Origin of the sequence: Streptomyces sp. XY431 (assembly GCF_001279805.1) — a bacterium.
In the GTDB taxonomy this organism is placed as follows: domain Bacteria; phylum Actinomycetota; class Actinomycetes; order Streptomycetales; family Streptomycetaceae; genus Kitasatospora; species Kitasatospora purpeofusca.
Genome location: NZ_LGDO01000038.1, coordinates 1 through 13,639 on the forward strand (window position 1 = coordinate 1; position 13,639 = coordinate 13,639).

The following is a 13,639-nucleotide window of genomic DNA, read 5'->3' on the forward strand; positions in this document are numbered from 1 at the left end:
GCCCCCCCCCGTGCCCCCGTTCCCCCGTACCCCCGTGTCCCCGTCACCGGGAGGTCAGGCGCAGTTGGTGAAGGTCGGGCTGGTGTTGGCGATGTAGAGCGTCGCACCCGCCTGCGGGTCGTAGGTGAGCGGCACGGTGAGGGTGTCCTCGGCCGTCCAGGGGATGCCGCGGGCGTCGAAGGTCCAGGTGCCGGTCACCTTGCGGGCCAGCTCGGCGAGCGTCACCCAGCCGTACTGCTGGGGCGGGACGGACACCGCGACGCTGTTGTTGACGGTGGTCGATCCCTGCCAGACGTTGCTGTAGTGCAGCGCGGTGCTGACCACGGTGGTGAGCGCCCCGCCGGGGATGCCGCCGGAGATCTGCGTCCCCATGTCGGCGCCGATGCTGTTGGACCATCCGCTCATATTGGTGACCGAGAAGGCCTGCTGGACGGTGCCGGAGGTGTTGTTGAACCAGACCGAGGAGACGCAGACCTTCGGCAGCGGGGCCGCCGGGGCCTCGCTCTTCAGCGCCCAGGAGCAGGTGGAGATGTCCTTCTGGCACTGCTTGGCGGCGTGGTCGACGGCGAGGTTCCTGGCCGCCGCGGGGAAGCCGGTGGACCAGCGCTGGTTCACCGTTCCGTTGCAGGTGTACTGGTCGGTCCAGGCGTCGTCGTAGTTGCCGCCGAGCAGCAGGTCGAGACAGGTGTTGTCGCCCTGGTGGCGGATCATGAACGAGTCCTCGGCGCCGGGGACCGGCTGGAGGAACCACTTCTGGCTGGCCTGGCCGGCACAGGTCTGCTGGCGCAGGGCGGGGGTGAGCCAGGCGAGGTCGATGCACTTGCCGGTGGTGTTGTTGACGATCGTGAACGAGGAGTCCGAGGCGTCGACGTTCAGCCGCCAGGACTGGTGGTAGCCCGGCGCCGAGTTGGTGACGATGTACGCGCCGTCGCCGGTCGAGCCGTTCTGGACGTCGAGTCGGCGGCCGTTGCTGAGCGAGGTGATGGTCAGGCACTGCTGCGGGGAGGCGCAGGTCGCGGCCGGTCCGATGGCGGCTCCGGACGCTTCGGTGGCGGCCGCGTCGGTGGCGGCCGCGTCGGTGGCGGCCGCGTCGGCCCGCGTCGCCGTGAACGGCGCGGCGGTGAGGCCGAGCGCGGCGCAGCAGGTCACCAGGACGGCCGCGAGCAGGCGCAGCCAGGGGGCGGAGCGGCGGCTCGGGGCCGCGGGCGGGGCGGAGGTCGACGGCACGGGTCGTTCCTTTCGTCGGGAGGGGAACCGTGGTGCGGTGCGGAGGGGCGAGGTGCGCCCGGGTGTTGTGGCAGGCGCGCCCGGATCAGGAGGCGAAGGCGGCTTCGAGGCGCGGCACGTAGTCCACGAGGTCCTGGGCCCAGCAGCCGTAGCTGTGGCCGCCGTCGCAGGTGGTGCCCCAGCCCGCGCCGTTGCCGTAGTTCACGTAGCGGTGCGGGATGCCGAGGGCGGTCAGCCGGTCGGTGAAGCGCTTCGCGGTGCCCTCGGCCCAGAACTCCATACCGGCGGGGTTGCCGTTGCCGTTGCCGGTGTAGACGGCGATGCCGGTGTCGGCCAGCAGTCCGGCGTGACCGGTCGGGTCGGCGGCGTTCCAGCGCCAGTCGGCGCCGAAGACCGGGTACGGCGTGCCGAAGACCGCGTCGCTGGACACCGTGGGTCCGAAGTCGAAGCCGCAGGGCTGCCCGCCGCTCGGGGCGCACAGCAACGTTCCGGCGTTGGTCAGGGTCCCGACGACGGCGCCGCGGACGACCATCTCGTCGGCCGAGAGGTCGTTGGCGCCGGACATGGTGAGGACCTGGCCGAACAGCTCCGGGCGGGCCTGGGCGTAGTGCAGCGCGCCGAAGCCGCCCATCGACAGGCCGCCGACCGCGCGGTGCTTCCGGTCGGTGAGGGTGCGGAGGTTCGCGTCGATGAAGGGCACCACCTGGGTGAGGTGGAAGGTCTGCCAGTTCTGCGCGCCGGCCGCCGTGCCGCCGTCCAGCCAGTCGGTGTACCAGCCGCGCAGGCCGCCGTCGGGGATGACGGTGATCATCGAGGTCGCCGCGGTCAGGGCGGGGTAGGCGAGGCCCGGGTTGGCGGGGTTGTCCGAGGCGCCGTGCAGGAAGTACAGGACCGGGTACCGCTTGTCGGGGCGGTCCGCGTAGTCGTCCGGCAGCAGGATCCGGATCGTGTGCTCGCCGGCGACCTGCGGGGTGGTCACGGTGAGGACGAAGTTGGTGGCGCTGCCGGTCACGGCGCCGACCCGGGTCAGCCCGAAGCCGTCCGTCATCGGCGGCGGGGCGGGCGCCCCGGCCCGTGCGGACGACACCCCGGGCAGGAGGAGCAGCAGGAGGGCGCCGACCAGGGCGGCGACCGCCGTCCTCGCGGGTGCGGGCCGGGCGGTGGGCGGAGCAGCGGTCATGGGTCGTCCTTGGGCATGAGGGCATGAGGGCGTGAGGGCGCGGCCGTGCGCCGGCCGTCCGGAGGGGACGCCCGGCGAACTGTGCGGACACCGAGCAACTCTCGCGATCCGACCCCGCCGCGCGCCAGAGCGCCCGGCGGCCCGGTTGGGCCAGCGGCGCATGTGCGCCACCGGCGTGGGTAGGCTTCGACGACATGTCACATCGCCATGGACATGGCGAAAACGGAGGTGCCGTGCTCGACGACGTACTCGATCCCGACTCCGAGCGAGGCCGGCTCTACCACTGGCTGGTCGACCGGCCGCAGGCGCGCCTCGCCGACCTCGTGGCGGAGGCCGGGATCGGCGAGGACGCCCTGCTCGCCCTGCTGGGCGAACTCGCCGAGGAGGGCATCGTGATGGCCTGCGACCACCGGCGGCTCACCTGGGAGGCGCTGCCCCCGGGCCAGGTGGTCGAGGCCGCGCTCCAGCGCGACGCGGCCCGGCGGGCCGATGTACGCCGGGCCGGGGCCGAACTCGACCGGCTCTACCGGCTCGCCCGCCGCAGTGCCGGCGGCTACGCCGCCCTGGAGGTGGTCGAGGACCGCGCCGAGGTCCTCGCGGCCGGACGGCGGCTGCAGCTCGCCGCCCGCCGCGAGGTGCGGGTCATCGACGTCCCGCCGTACTCCGGGGACTCCGCGCACTACCTCGACCAGGAGGTGCTGCAACGTCAGCGGATGGCCTCCGGCGTCGTCTACCGCTCGATCTACGGCGGGTGCGCCTTCGACGATCCCGTGGCCGGCCCCAACATGGCGCGGATGATCGAGGCCGGGGAACAGGCCCGGACGCTCGACGAGCCGCCGCTCAAGCTCGCCCTCGGCGACGACGCGCTCGCCATCGTCACCCTGCCCGCCGACGACCGGGTGGGAGTCGTCTCACTGCTCGTCCGCCCGTCCAGCCTGCTCGGCGGCCTGGCCTCGGTCTTCGAGACGCTCTGGCGGCTCGCCGTCCCCGCCTCGACCTCCGGCCCCGGGCTCCAGCTCGACGACCGGGACCGCCGCATCCTCGTGCTGATGGCCAGCGGCGCCACGGACGACGCGATCGCGCGGCGGCTGGGTCTGGGAAGGCGAACCGTGGTGCGGCGTGTCTCCACCCTGCTGGCCAGGCTCGGTGCCACCACCCGTTTCCAGGCCGGGGTGCAGGCGGCACGGCGCGGCTGGCTCTGAGGGCCGCGGGGCAGGACGGCTCGGTCCGGCCCGACCCAGTCACCAGTTCAACTGATGACACGTTCAGCAGATCGGCAGTTCTGCTGATGACCGTACGACGGCAGAGTGATGGCCATGAACCACCCCGCAGAACGAGAAGCCACCGGCAGCACCACCAGCAGCAGTACCACCGCCGGGAGCACCACCGCCGCCGCCACCGCCCGGAACCGCGCTCCGCGCCGGGTCGCCGTGATCGGCGGGACCAGGTACTTCGGCCGCCACCTGGTCACCCTGCTGCGCGACGCCGGTACCGAGGTCACTCTGATCAACCGGGGCTCCGCCACGCCGCCGCCCGGCGTCGACCACGTCCGGGCCGACCGGGACGACGAGGACGCGCTGGCCGCCGCCCTCGGCGACCGCACCTTCGACGCGGTGATCGACCAGGTGCTGTACACACCCGCCCAGGCGGTGGTGGCCCGCCGGGTCTTCGCCGACCGGACCCCGCGCTACGTGATGACCTCGACCATGGAGGTCTACGACCCCGCGACCTCGCCGCTGGTCCGCACCACGCCCGGGGTGCCGGTCGCCGAGGAGGCCGTCGACCCGGTGCACTGGCCGGTGGACCTCGACCTGCCGTGGCACGACCCGGTGGCGCTCGTCCGGCACTTCGGCGAAGCCGCCGCCTACGCGGAGGGCAAGCGCCAGGCCGAGGCCGTACTCGCCGCCGGGCGGCCGCCGTTCGGCTGGGCGAGCGTGCGCAGCGCCCACGTCCTGGGCGGCGGGGCGCTGGACTTCACCTGTCGGCTCGCGCACTTCACCGGGGCCGTCGCCGCGGGGCGGCCGGTCGCGGTGCACGAGCACCCGCAGCCGACCTCGTTCGTCCGGCACGAGGAGATCGCCGCCGCCCTGGTCGCGGTCGCCGCCTCGTCCGCGGTCGGCGCGGTCAACGCCGCCTCGGCGGAGCCGCTCGACGCGATCGGGCTGTCCGAGCTGATCGCCGGGCAGCTCGGCACGACCGCCCGCTACCGGCCCGCCCAGGGCACGGACCACGCGCCGTTCTCCTTCGACCGCTGGTACCCGATGGACACCCGGCGGGCCGGATCGCTCGGCCTCTCCTTCTCGCCGCTCGACTCCTGGCTGCCGGCCGCCGTGACCGAGGCCGCCGCCGTCGAAGCCGCCGCCCTCGAAGCCACCGAACCCACCGAAGCCAGCACCACCGGAAAGGACGTGTGACCGTGCGACAGCGCACCCTCGGCGAGCGGAGCATCGGCGCGATCGGGCTCGGCGCGATGCCGCTCTCGGTGGAGGGACGCCCCGACCCCGAGGCCGCCCTCACCACCCTGCACGCCGCGATCGACGCGGGCGTCACCCTGCTCGACACCGCGGACTCCTACCACTGGCACGCCGGCGAGACCGGCCACAACGAGCTTCTGATCGCCCGCGCGCTGGCCACCCGCTCCCCCGCCGACCGCGCGAACGTGCTGGTCGCCACCAAGGGCGGGCGCGGCCGCCCGGGGGACGGCTCGTGGACGGTCGACGGCCGGCCCGAGCACCTCCGGCGGGCCTGCGAGGACTCGCTGCGCCGTCTCGGCGTGGCCGCGATCGACCTCTACCAGTTGCACAAGCCCGACCCCCAGGTGCCCTGGGCGGAGTCGGTGGGAGCCCTGCGCGAACTCCTGGACGCGGGGAAGATCCGCGCGGCGGGCCTCTCCAACGTCGACGAGCGGCAGATCCTGACGGCGCGGGAGATCCTCGGCCCGGGGCTGGTCTCGGTGCAGAACCGGTTCTCCCCGGCCGAGCGCGGCGCCCTGCCGCAGCTGCGGCTCGCCGAACGGCTGGGCCTGGCGTTCCTGCCGTGGAGCCCGTTGGGCGGCCTCGCCCGGAGCGTGCTGGACGATCCGGCGGACGGCGTCCCGGCGCGCAGCGCCTTCCACGGCGTCGCCGAGGCGCGCGGGGTCTCGCCGCAACAGGTCGGCCTGGCGTGGCTGCTCGCCCTCTCCCCCACCGTCGTCCCGATCCCCGGTGCCCGCCGCCCCGCCAGCATCCGCGACAGCGCGGCGGCGGCCGGGCTCGTCCTCGACGCCGACGAACTCGCGGCCCTGAACGGCCCGTTCACCGGCGCCACCGACCTCGCCGACCCCGGCTACCCGGCCGCCCCCGCCAGCCCGGCCGCCTCGGCCAGCAGGCGGTAGGAGGTGAGCAGCTCCGCCCGGTCGTAGGTGCTGGTGGTGACCAGGAACTCGTCCGCGCCGGTGCGCTCCAGCAGGCCCGTCAGTGCGTCGAGGGCCTGGTCGGGGGTGCCGGCGATGTGGCCGGTGAGGGCCTGCTCGAAGGCGGTGCGCTCACGCGCGCCCATCGACCGGGCGAGGATCTCCTCGACGGGTTCGAGCGGCGAGAACTCGCCGTGGGTCCGGCTGTGGGCGCTCGACCAGGCCTCCGGGACGAGCAGCGCCCGGGCCCGGTCCTCGGTCCCGGCCACCGCGACCGTCCCCGACACCACCACATAGGGCCGCTCGGCGCGGGCGGAGGGCCGGAAGCGCTGCCGGTAGCGGTCGATCGCGGCCCGCATCGCCTCCTCGCCCCGCACGGCCGCGATGACCAGCGGCAGCCCGGCGTCGGCGGCGACCTCCGCGCCCGCGCCGGTGGCCAGCACGTACGCGGGGACGTCCAGGCCCTCGGCGGGGCGGGCGTGCACTCCGCCGGGGCCGCGCGCGTCGGGGTCGAACCAGGAGAGGAGTTCGGCGAGTTGCTCCGGGAACCCGTCGGCGGCGTCCTTCTCCCGGCCCAGCGCGCGGCGGACGCCGTCGGTGAAGCCCACCGACCGGCCGAGGCCCATGTCGATCCGGCCGGGGAAGAGCGCCGCGAGCACACCGAACTGCTCGGCCACGACCAGGGGCCGGTGGTTGGGGAGCATCACCCCGCCGGTGCCGACCCTGATCCGCGAGGTCGCCGCGGCCACCGCCGCCGCCAGCACCGTCGGCGCCGACCCGGCCACGCCCGGCACGCCGTGGTGCTCGGAGACCCAGAACCGGTGGTAGCCGAGCCGCTCGGCCTCCACCGCGAAGGCCACGGTGTCGCGCAGCGCCTGCGCGGGCTCCTCCCCCCGGCGGGTCCGGGAACGGTCGAGTACGGAGAGGCGCAGGGCGGGCGAGGCGGTCACGTCCCTGGCAACAGCCGTCCGCGGCGGAGGCATTCCCCGCCCGGGCCGCCACCGGGCGAAAACCTGTTGCCGGGGCAGGCTCCGACTGTTAGCAATGTGACATGCTACAGAACGACCGAATCGGCCTTCGCGCCCGCCACGACAGCGACGTCGCGGTACTCCAGAGCGAGCTCTACGACGACGTACCCACCCGTTCCCGGGCCGACTCCCGGCCGTGGCGGCCGATCTCCCCCGGCGCCGCCGAGTCCCCGTACGCCGTGGCACCGGCCGGGGAGGACGCGGCCTGCTTCTCCGTGGTCGAGCTGTCCTCCGGCGAACTGGCCGGTGAGGCCCTGCTGTGGGGCATCGACACCCACAACCGGCTCGCCCACCTCGGCCTCGCCCTGCGGCCCGGCTTCCGCGGACGCGGACTGGCGGGCGAGGCGGTGCGGCTGCTGTGCCACTACGGCTTCACGGTGCGCGGCCTGCACCGGCTCCAGGTCGAGACGCTGGCCGACAACCGGCCGATGGTCGCCGCCGCCACCCGCGCGGGCTTCGTGCTCGAGGGCACCCTGCGCCGCTCGGCCTGGGTGAGCGGGGAGTTCCTGGACGAGGTCGTGCTCGGACTGCTGGCCGAGGACTGGAACGGGAAGCCGTAGCCGAAGTCCGGACTCAGGCCCGCCCCGGGCGGGCCTGAGTCCGGACTGCCGCCGCTCCCGTCAGCCGAGCCCGAACCAGTGCTCGGCGAGCGACTCCAGGGTGTCCACCCCCGGGGGCGGCGGCACCTCCCGCAGGTAGCGGGGCAGGTTGCTGTACACGTGCAGCAGCGTCCAGGCCAGGGCCGCGCGCGGGTCGACGGCCCGGCCGTACCCGGCCGCGAACCGTGCCATCAGCCCCGGTTCGGCCCGGGTGACGAAGACGCCGACGCCGACGAAGTCGTACGCCCGGTCGCCGATCATCGCGGGCTCGAAGTCGAACAGCCCGGACAGCCGCCCGGTGGTCGGGTCGAGCAGCAGGTGCTGGCGCATGAACTCGGTGTGCAGCAGCACGCGTTCGGGCTCGCGCGGCAGGTCCGCGGCGTCCAGGAAGCCGGGGATCCGCTCCAGCCAGGCGTCCGGCAGGCCGCGCTCGCGCTGGCGCCCGACGGCCCCGGCGCGCTGCCGGTCGGTGAAGGCGCCCCAGTCGCCGGGGCCGAGCACATCGGCCAACGGCCCCGGGTCGAGCGCGTGCAGGGCCGCCAGCGTCTCCCCCGCCTCGACCGCGATCCGCTCCCGGTCGGCGGGCGACAGGTCCGCCCAGGCCGGGGCGAGTTCGGCGCCGCGCAGCCGGGACATCAGGACGTACCGCCAGCCGTTCTCGTACTCGCCGGCCTCGTGCAGCTCCGGTGTCGGCACCGGCAGTCGGCCGCCGATGTGGGCGAGCACCCGGGCCTCGGTGCGGCCGTCCTCGGCGGCGGCCTTGGGATAGAGCTTGAGGACCAGCTCCTCCCCGAGGGCGTAGACCGGCTGGGAGCCCTCGGGGAAGCGCTCCGGGGCGAACCCGCGCAGCCCCAAGCGGGCGCAGAGATCCTCGACACCAGGGCGCATGACCGCCTCGTCCGGGACGACGGCGTCCCACTGTTCGTCGGTTTCGACCAAAGGCAGCATGCGGTGGACGTTAGGCGGCGGACGCCCGGGCGGCAACCGGATTTCGGCCCGCTCCGGCCCCTGACCGGCGTGAACGCGCGGGCTCCGGAGCGGCGGCACCCGCGTTCTGGCGTCCGCCGCCCCGGTGACCGCGGATCAGCCGCGCGGCAGGACCAGCGACTGCACGGCGGGGAGCTTGCGCCAGTCACTGGACACGATGCTCGCGTGGGCGCGGGCGAGCTGCTCGGCCCGGGTGCGGGCCTGGTCGGCGGTGGGGTCGGTGCCGCTGATCGCCGGGGCGACGTTGTGGGCGTCGGTCATCGTCAGCAGGTAGTGGTTGGTGTCGTACCAGGAGGTGTCGATGCCGTTCACATAGGCGGAGGCGTCACCGTCGAAGACCACGAACCACGGCCGGATCGAGGTCTCGCTGTACCGGGTGCGCGGGTCGCCGGCCGCCGCGCCGAGCGCGGTCGGGAACATCCGGGCCTCGCCGATCCGGCCCGCCGCCGCCAGGTCGCGCAGGTAGCGGCCGTACTCGACGTCGGTGTGCAGGGTGTCGAAGGGGTTGTCCAGCTCGACCGTACCGGGGATCACGTACACCAACGCCCGGCCCGCGAGCGCCGCCCTGGTCGGCCAGTTGCCGGCGCGGGCGGCGTCGTCGAGGGTCGGGTAGCTGCCGCCGCCCGGCTTGGCGAGCAGGTCGGCCGGGCGCAGCGCGGCGGAGCCGAGGTGGGCGGCGATCAGCGCGTCCAGCTGGGCCGGGCCCATGCCGCGGTTCCCGGAGAAGCCCGGCTTGAGCTCCAGCTTGATCACCAGCGGACCAGCGGCGGGGTGGGCGGCGAGCCAGACCCGGACGTCGTCGAGGCAGGTGTCCAGGTTCTTGTTGCCGCTGCCGGAGTAGAGCTGGGAGGGCGTGGTGGCACTGACGCAGTTGTTGGTGTTGCCGAGCGGGTTGGAGTGGCTGACCTTCCACTCCTTGGTGACGATGTTCGGCCAGGCGTCCAGCTCGATCATGCCGGTACCGGTGTCGAGGCCCTGGGCGAGGTAGCCGAAGGCGGCCGGGTCGTAGGTGTTGTGCAGGCCGACGGTGGTGGCGGAGCCGAACGGGAGCTCGCCGGGGGTGCGCTCGGCGGCCTCGGCGGCGGAGCCGATCGGCACGAGCGCGGCGGCCGCGGCGAGCAGACCGACGGCGAGGGTGCCGATGAGGGTGCGGCGGACGGTCACGATGGGTGTCCCCTTGTCAGTGCGCCTGCGGGCCGGCGCGCCTTCGGCGGTGGCTTCCGCCGGTGCAGAGCATGACGGGGCCGGTCGTCGGACCGGTGAAGGGGACATAACAAATGCGTGACCGTCAGCTGCAGGTCCGTCACCGCACGCTGCGGCGGCGGGCCGGCCGGGCGTACCGTGCGGACCCCGGGGCGCGGGGACGGACGCCGCCGCGGGTAAGACCGACGGCGCGGGCTCGGCGGACCGGGCGGACGGCGCAGGCTCGTTGGACCGGTTGGACGGCGCGGACGGCGCGGACGGCGTGGACGGCGCGGGCTGGGCGCTCATCAGAAGACGGACCAGCCGGTCGCCGTCGTCAGGGCGTCCAGGGCGGCCACGCCGAGCACCGAATTCCCGGCAGCGTCCAGTCCGGGGCTCCAGGTGCAGACCGTGCCCCGGCCCGGCAGCACCGCCAGGACGCCGCCGCCGACCCCGCTCTTGCCGGGCAGGCCCACCCGGTAGGCGAACTCGCCGGCCGCGTCGTAGGTACCGCAGGTGAGCAGCACGGCGTTGATCCGCTTGGCCTCGCTGCGCGACAGCAGCCGCGACCCGTCGGCGCGCACGCCGTGGCGGGCGAGGAAGAGGCCGGCCAGGGCCAGGTCCCGGCAGCTCGTTTCGATCGCGCAGTGCGCGTAGTAGTGCGTGAGGACGTCCTCGACCGGATTGCGCAGATTGCCGTAGCCGGCCATGAAGTGCGCCATGGCGGCGTTGCGGTGGCCGTGCTCGGCCTCGGAGGCGGCGACCGCGCGGTTCACCGCGACGGCCGGGTCGCCGGACTCCGCGCGCAGGAAGTCCAGGACGGTGCCGACCGCGTCGCCGGTGAGCTCCAGCAGGCGGTCGGTGACCACGAGGGCGCCCGCGTTGATGAAGGGGTTGCGGGGGATGCCGTGCTCGGTCTCCAGCTGGACCAGCGAGTTGAACGGGTTGCCGGAGGGTTCGCGGCCCACGCCGCTCCACAGACCGTCGCCGCCCTCGGCCAGCGCGAGCGCGAGGGTGAAGAGCTTGGACACCGACTGGACGGAGAACGGCTGCTGCCAGTCCCCCGCGCCGAACACCCGGCCGTCCACGGTCGCGATCGCCATCCCGAACGCCGCCGGGTCGGCCTCGGCCAGCGCCGGGATGTAGTCGGCGACCCGGCCGCGCAGCGGCGAGCGCACGGCCGCCGCCATGGCGTCCCGGACCAGGTCCTGGTAGTCCGCGCCCGGGTCCTGCGGCTGCTGCGGGCCGTGCGCGCGGGGCAGGTCGATCGTGTCGTTCACCGCGCCATTGTCCTCGTCGCGGGTCCGCCCTCCGCAGGCGGGGGTCCCACCGGGGTGTCGCCCTGGGTGTCGCAAGGATCCCGCCGGGGTCCCGCCGAGGGGAGTCGGGGGTTTCGCCCGGACTGTCACAGGTCTGTGGCAGGCTGTCCGCCATCCGACGGAGGGGACGACGATCATGCACAGGCCGAGCCGGCCCGAGGACCTCGACGACGCCGGGCAGGTGTGGGCGCGCGCCGTACTGCTCGCCCTGCTGGACGCCGCCCAGGGGAACCGCGAGCACTGGCTGGACGAGCAGGGCGTGTGGAGCGAGAAGGGCGGCGGCTCCTTCTGGTGGCGCCTCACCCTGGTCGACGACGGCCACGCGGTGTTCTGCGGCCAGGACTCCGACGGCAGCCACACCCATGTCGACGGCCGGCAGATCGACTTCCTGACCGGCGGCCCGGAGTGGCTGCCCTGGGAGCAGCTGCGCGAGGACGCCCAGGGAAATCTGTTCGGCTTCCTCTACTGGTGGCAGGACGGGGCCTGGCACCGGATCCCCTACCCGGACGCCCTGGCCGAGGACGGTCTGGCCGCCGCCGCGCCGTGGCTCGGATCGGAGCAGCTGTTCCTCAGCGAGGCGGCGGAGCTGGCGTGGGTGCTGCGCGAGGACGAACCGGCCTTCGCCGCCGCCGTGACGCGCTTCCTGCGCCGCGCCGAGGAGCGCACCGTCGACGCCGGCGCGGTGGCGGAACTGCTCGCGGCCGCCGGGGTCGGGGACGACGACCGCGAGGTGCTGCGCTTCGAGCCGGCGCTGGACGTCGCCGTCCGGGCCGGGCTCACCCGGCACGCGCCGGTGCCCGGCTGACGGGTGCCCGACCGGGCTCAGGAGCAGGGCACGTCGGTGCCGCGCACGCCCGTGAGGCCGTCGTTGAACGCCGCGCCGCCCTGGTACTCGTAGTACACGTAGGAGTAGAAGTCGACGTTCAGCCCACTGCCGCAGGCCGAGTCGGGAGCGACGGTGTAGGTGAGGGTGTAACTGGTGCTGGCGCCCGGGGCGAGGGGCAGCCCGAACAGGGCACCGAAGGCACCGGACTGCGGGTTGCCGCAGACCGTCGGGTTCGGCACCCCGTTGCACGCGGTCGCCGTGTACTTCAGCCCCGCGTACGCGACGTCGGTCGACGTGTCGTAGGTCTGCTGGACGGTCTGGTAGACGAAGCGGATCGGGGTGTCATGGGGGTTGGTGAGGGTCACCGTCACGGTGAACGAGCCGCCGGGCGGCGTCGTGGCCCGGTCGCTCACCGTCGTCACCGGGAGCGGCAGGTCGGCCGTCCGGGCGGCGGCGCGGTGGGCCGGGGCAGCTTGGGCGGGGGCGGCATGGGCCGGTACGGCCGCGAGCAGCGGACCGGCGAGGAGAAGGGGCAGCACTGCGCGCACGGCGCGCTTCCACGATGTCAGGCGCATGACGACGCAGCGTAGGGGCCGGGGCCGCGACCGCGGCCGTCCTCGGGACGCGACCGTACCGATGGACGAGCGGCGGACGGACGGACCGGCCCGCCGCACTCGCGTTCGAGCGCGGCCGGGCGGCGGCGGGCGTACGCTGCGGTGCCCCCGCCGGTCGCCCGGCCGCCGTCCGCCTTCGCCGCCGACCCGCCGGCGGTCGGGTCGGCGGAAGGCGGGTCAGCGGCGGTCGGGTCAGCGGCGGACCATCCGGACGCCGGCGACCTCCAGCAGACCGTCCAGCTCGACCTTGCCGACCTGCTGGTCGGGGCTGGGCACCAGTCCGTCCCGGCGGACGATGTCGAGGATCCGCTCGGCCAGCGGCAGCACCATGTGGCGCCCCCAGCAGCGTTCACTGGCATGCCCGAACGGCAGGTAGCCGGGCTGGTTGTCGGGGTCGACGCCCTTCCAGCGCTCCGGCCGGAAGGTCTCCGGGTCGTCCCACAGCCGGGGGTCGCGGTGGCTCAGCAGCGGGAGCAGGAGCAGGTCGTCCTTGGGCCCGATCCGCCCGTCCACGGCGCCGAACTCCGGGGAGGCGACCCGCAGGATGTTCCAGGAGGGCGGCAGCAGCCGCAGCGCCTCCAGCAGGATGTCCCGGTTCGACACCTCGTCGTCGAAGGGCGCGCCGAGCCAGACCGCATTGGTCACGAGCGCGGCCACGGTGAAGCAGATCGGCCCGGCCACCCGCCGGTAGAGGTACATCGCGTAGCGACGGTCGTCATAGGTCTCGGCGTCGAGCACCCGGGCCGCCAGATTCGACAACGGAATTTCGGTACCCGGCTTCCCGAGCATCGCGGTACCGGCCGTGACGGCCATCCAGGTCAATTTCGGGGTGAGTTCCAGGCGCCGGTCGACCAGGATCCGGAAGCGGAAACTCTCCTCCCCGAAAACCAGGTCCCGCAAATAGATGTGCGGTGTGTGCGGCCATTTCCCGGTGAGATCGGTCCGGTCGCCCAGGGGCTTCTTCAACGCCGTCCGGACGTCGGCCGACACGGCCTGCATGAGCGCCGCCGCATCGGGCTTGGTGACGAGCCGCCCCCGCACGGGCTTGAAGGTCGGTCGCTCCTCGGCATTGGCCGGCCTGCTGCGCAGCAGCCCGTCCATGAGGTCGACGCCGGACACGCCGACGGTGTCCGCCTCCAGACGGAAGAGGTCCTGACCTCGGTACTTGTTGAGGAGTTCGTCGATCCGCGGTGCGAAGACGGTGACGCGGGCGCTCCGCCCGGTGCTGGACATGGCCATCCGTGGCTCCAAGGGTGAACGGCTGTGGTGACAGGGGCCCGCCCTCG

13 protein-coding genes are annotated in these 13,639 nt (G+C 74.2%); 5 read left to right on the plus strand and 8 right to left on the minus strand.

What is annotated here, in order from left to right; translation table 11 throughout:
* Window positions 1–54: 54 nt before the first annotated feature.
* Both ADK60_RS06440 and ADK60_RS06445 read right to left on the minus strand, forming a co-directional pair.
* Window positions 55–1,227: an RICIN domain-containing protein gene (locus ADK60_RS06440; RefSeq protein WP_053643967.1), complete on the minus strand. Its 1,173-nt coding sequence runs from the start codon at window positions 1,225–1,227 to the stop codon at window positions 55–57.
* An 85-nt stretch (window positions 1,228–1,312) separates the two neighbouring features.
* A complete protein-coding gene (locus ADK60_RS06445) occupies window positions 1,313–2,407 on the minus strand; it encodes an alpha/beta hydrolase (protein ID WP_079008099.1) in 1,095 nt (364 codons plus the stop codon).
* A 233-nt stretch (window positions 2,408–2,640) separates the two neighbouring features.
* Here ADK60_RS06445 and ADK60_RS06450 point away from each other — a divergent pair, with 233 nt between their 5' ends.
* The 3 genes from ADK60_RS06450 (at window position 2,641) to ADK60_RS06460 (ending at window position 5,780) form a co-directional block, all read left to right on the plus strand.
* A complete protein-coding gene (locus ADK60_RS06450) occupies window positions 2,641–3,609 on the plus strand; it encodes a helix-turn-helix transcriptional regulator (protein WP_053643968.1) in 969 nt (322 codons plus the stop codon).
* Window positions 3,610–3,723: 114 nt separating this feature from the next.
* Window positions 3,724–4,821: an NAD-dependent epimerase/dehydratase family protein gene (locus ADK60_RS06455; RefSeq protein ID WP_107094519.1), complete on the plus strand. Its 1,098-nt coding sequence runs from the start codon at window positions 3,724–3,726 to the stop codon at window positions 4,819–4,821.
* A gap of 2 nt (window positions 4,822–4,823) precedes the next feature.
* Complete coding sequence (locus tag ADK60_RS06460) at window positions 4,824–5,780, plus strand: aldo/keto reductase (RefSeq protein WP_079008103.1); 957 nt, start codon at window positions 4,824–4,826, stop codon at window positions 5,778–5,780.
* On the opposite strand, the gene ADK60_RS06465 is transcribed toward ADK60_RS06460, so the two are convergent.
* Window positions 5,732–6,748 carry an LLM class flavin-dependent oxidoreductase gene (locus ADK60_RS06465; RefSeq protein WP_234370970.1) on the minus strand — a complete coding sequence of 339 codons (1,017 nt, stop codon included), beginning with the start codon at window positions 6,746–6,748 and terminating at the stop codon, window positions 5,732–5,734. The two genes, ADK60_RS06460 and ADK60_RS06465, sit on opposite strands and share 49 nt — an antisense overlap.
* Before the next feature lie 101 nt (window positions 6,749–6,849).
* Here ADK60_RS06465 and ADK60_RS06470 point away from each other — a divergent pair, with 101 nt between their 5' ends.
* Complete coding sequence (locus tag ADK60_RS06470; RefSeq protein ID WP_053643972.1) at window positions 6,850–7,386, plus strand: GNAT family N-acetyltransferase; 537 nt, start codon at window positions 6,850–6,852, stop codon at window positions 7,384–7,386.
* 60 nt (window positions 7,387–7,446) lie between these two features.
* Here the strand turns inward: ADK60_RS06470 and ADK60_RS06475 are convergent, their stop codons facing one another.
* The 3 genes from ADK60_RS06475 to ADK60_RS06485 form a co-directional block, all read right to left on the minus strand.
* A complete protein-coding gene (locus ADK60_RS06475; RefSeq protein ID WP_053643973.1) occupies window positions 7,447–8,373 on the minus strand; it encodes a phosphotransferase family protein in 927 nt (308 codons plus the stop codon).
* 135 nt (window positions 8,374–8,508) lie between these two features.
* The gene (locus tag ADK60_RS06480; protein ID WP_053643975.1) at window positions 8,509–9,576 is read right to left on the minus strand and encodes a phosphatidylinositol-specific phospholipase C domain-containing protein; all 1,068 of its coding nucleotides are present in this window, start codon (window positions 9,574–9,576) and stop codon (window positions 8,509–8,511) included.
* A gap of 326 nt (window positions 9,577–9,902) precedes the next feature.
* Window positions 9,903–10,799 (minus strand): glutaminase, encoded by an 897-nt coding sequence (locus ADK60_RS06485; protein ID WP_286163520.1) that lies wholly within the window; start codon window positions 10,797–10,799, stop codon window positions 9,903–9,905.
* A gap of 250 nt (window positions 10,800–11,049) precedes the next feature.
* Here ADK60_RS06485 and ADK60_RS06490 point away from each other — a divergent pair, with 250 nt between their 5' ends.
* Window positions 11,050–11,718, plus strand: a complete 669-nt coding sequence (locus ADK60_RS06490; RefSeq protein WP_053643977.1) for a hypothetical protein — start codon at window positions 11,050–11,052, stop codon at window positions 11,716–11,718.
* 17 nt (window positions 11,719–11,735) lie between these two features.
* On the opposite strand, the gene ADK60_RS06495 is transcribed toward ADK60_RS06490, so the two are convergent.
* Together ADK60_RS06495 and ADK60_RS06500 are read right to left on the minus strand one after the other, a co-directional pair.
* Window positions 11,736–12,314 carry a hypothetical protein gene (locus ADK60_RS06495; RefSeq protein WP_159400324.1) on the minus strand — a complete coding sequence of 193 codons (579 nt, stop codon included), beginning with the start codon at window positions 12,312–12,314 and terminating at the stop codon, window positions 11,736–11,738.
* Between the two features lie 231 nt (window positions 12,315–12,545).
* The gene (locus tag ADK60_RS06500) at window positions 12,546–13,592 is read right to left on the minus strand and encodes a cytochrome P450 (protein ID WP_045942831.1); all 1,047 of its coding nucleotides are present in this window, start codon (window positions 13,590–13,592) and stop codon (window positions 12,546–12,548) included.
* Window positions 13,593–13,639: the final 47 nt, after the last annotated feature.

Coding starts and splice junctions, on each gene's coding strand:
- ADK60_RS06445 (WP_079008099.1), bottom strand. CDS start 2,407: ATGACCGCTGCTCCGCCCACCGCCCGGCCCGCACCCGCGAGGACGGCG.
- ADK60_RS06455 (WP_107094519.1), top strand. CDS start 3,724: ATGAACCACCCCGCAGAACGAGAAGCCACCGGCAGCACCACCAGCAGC.
- ADK60_RS06470 (WP_053643972.1), top strand. CDS start 6,850: ATGCTACAGAACGACCGAATCGGCCTTCGCGCCCGCCACGACAGCGAC.
- ADK60_RS06475 (WP_053643973.1), bottom strand. CDS start 8,373: ATGCTGCCTTTGGTCGAAACCGACGAACAGTGGGACGCCGTCGTCCCG.
- ADK60_RS06490 (WP_053643977.1), top strand. CDS start 11,050: ATGCACAGGCCGAGCCGGCCCGAGGACCTCGACGACGCCGGGCAGGTG.
- ADK60_RS06495 (WP_159400324.1), bottom strand. CDS start 12,314: ATGCGCCTGACATCGTGGAAGCGCGCCGTGCGCGCAGTGCTGCCCCTT.
- ADK60_RS06500 (WP_045942831.1), bottom strand. CDS start 13,592: ATGGCCATGTCCAGCACCGGGCGGAGCGCCCGCGTCACCGTCTTCGCA.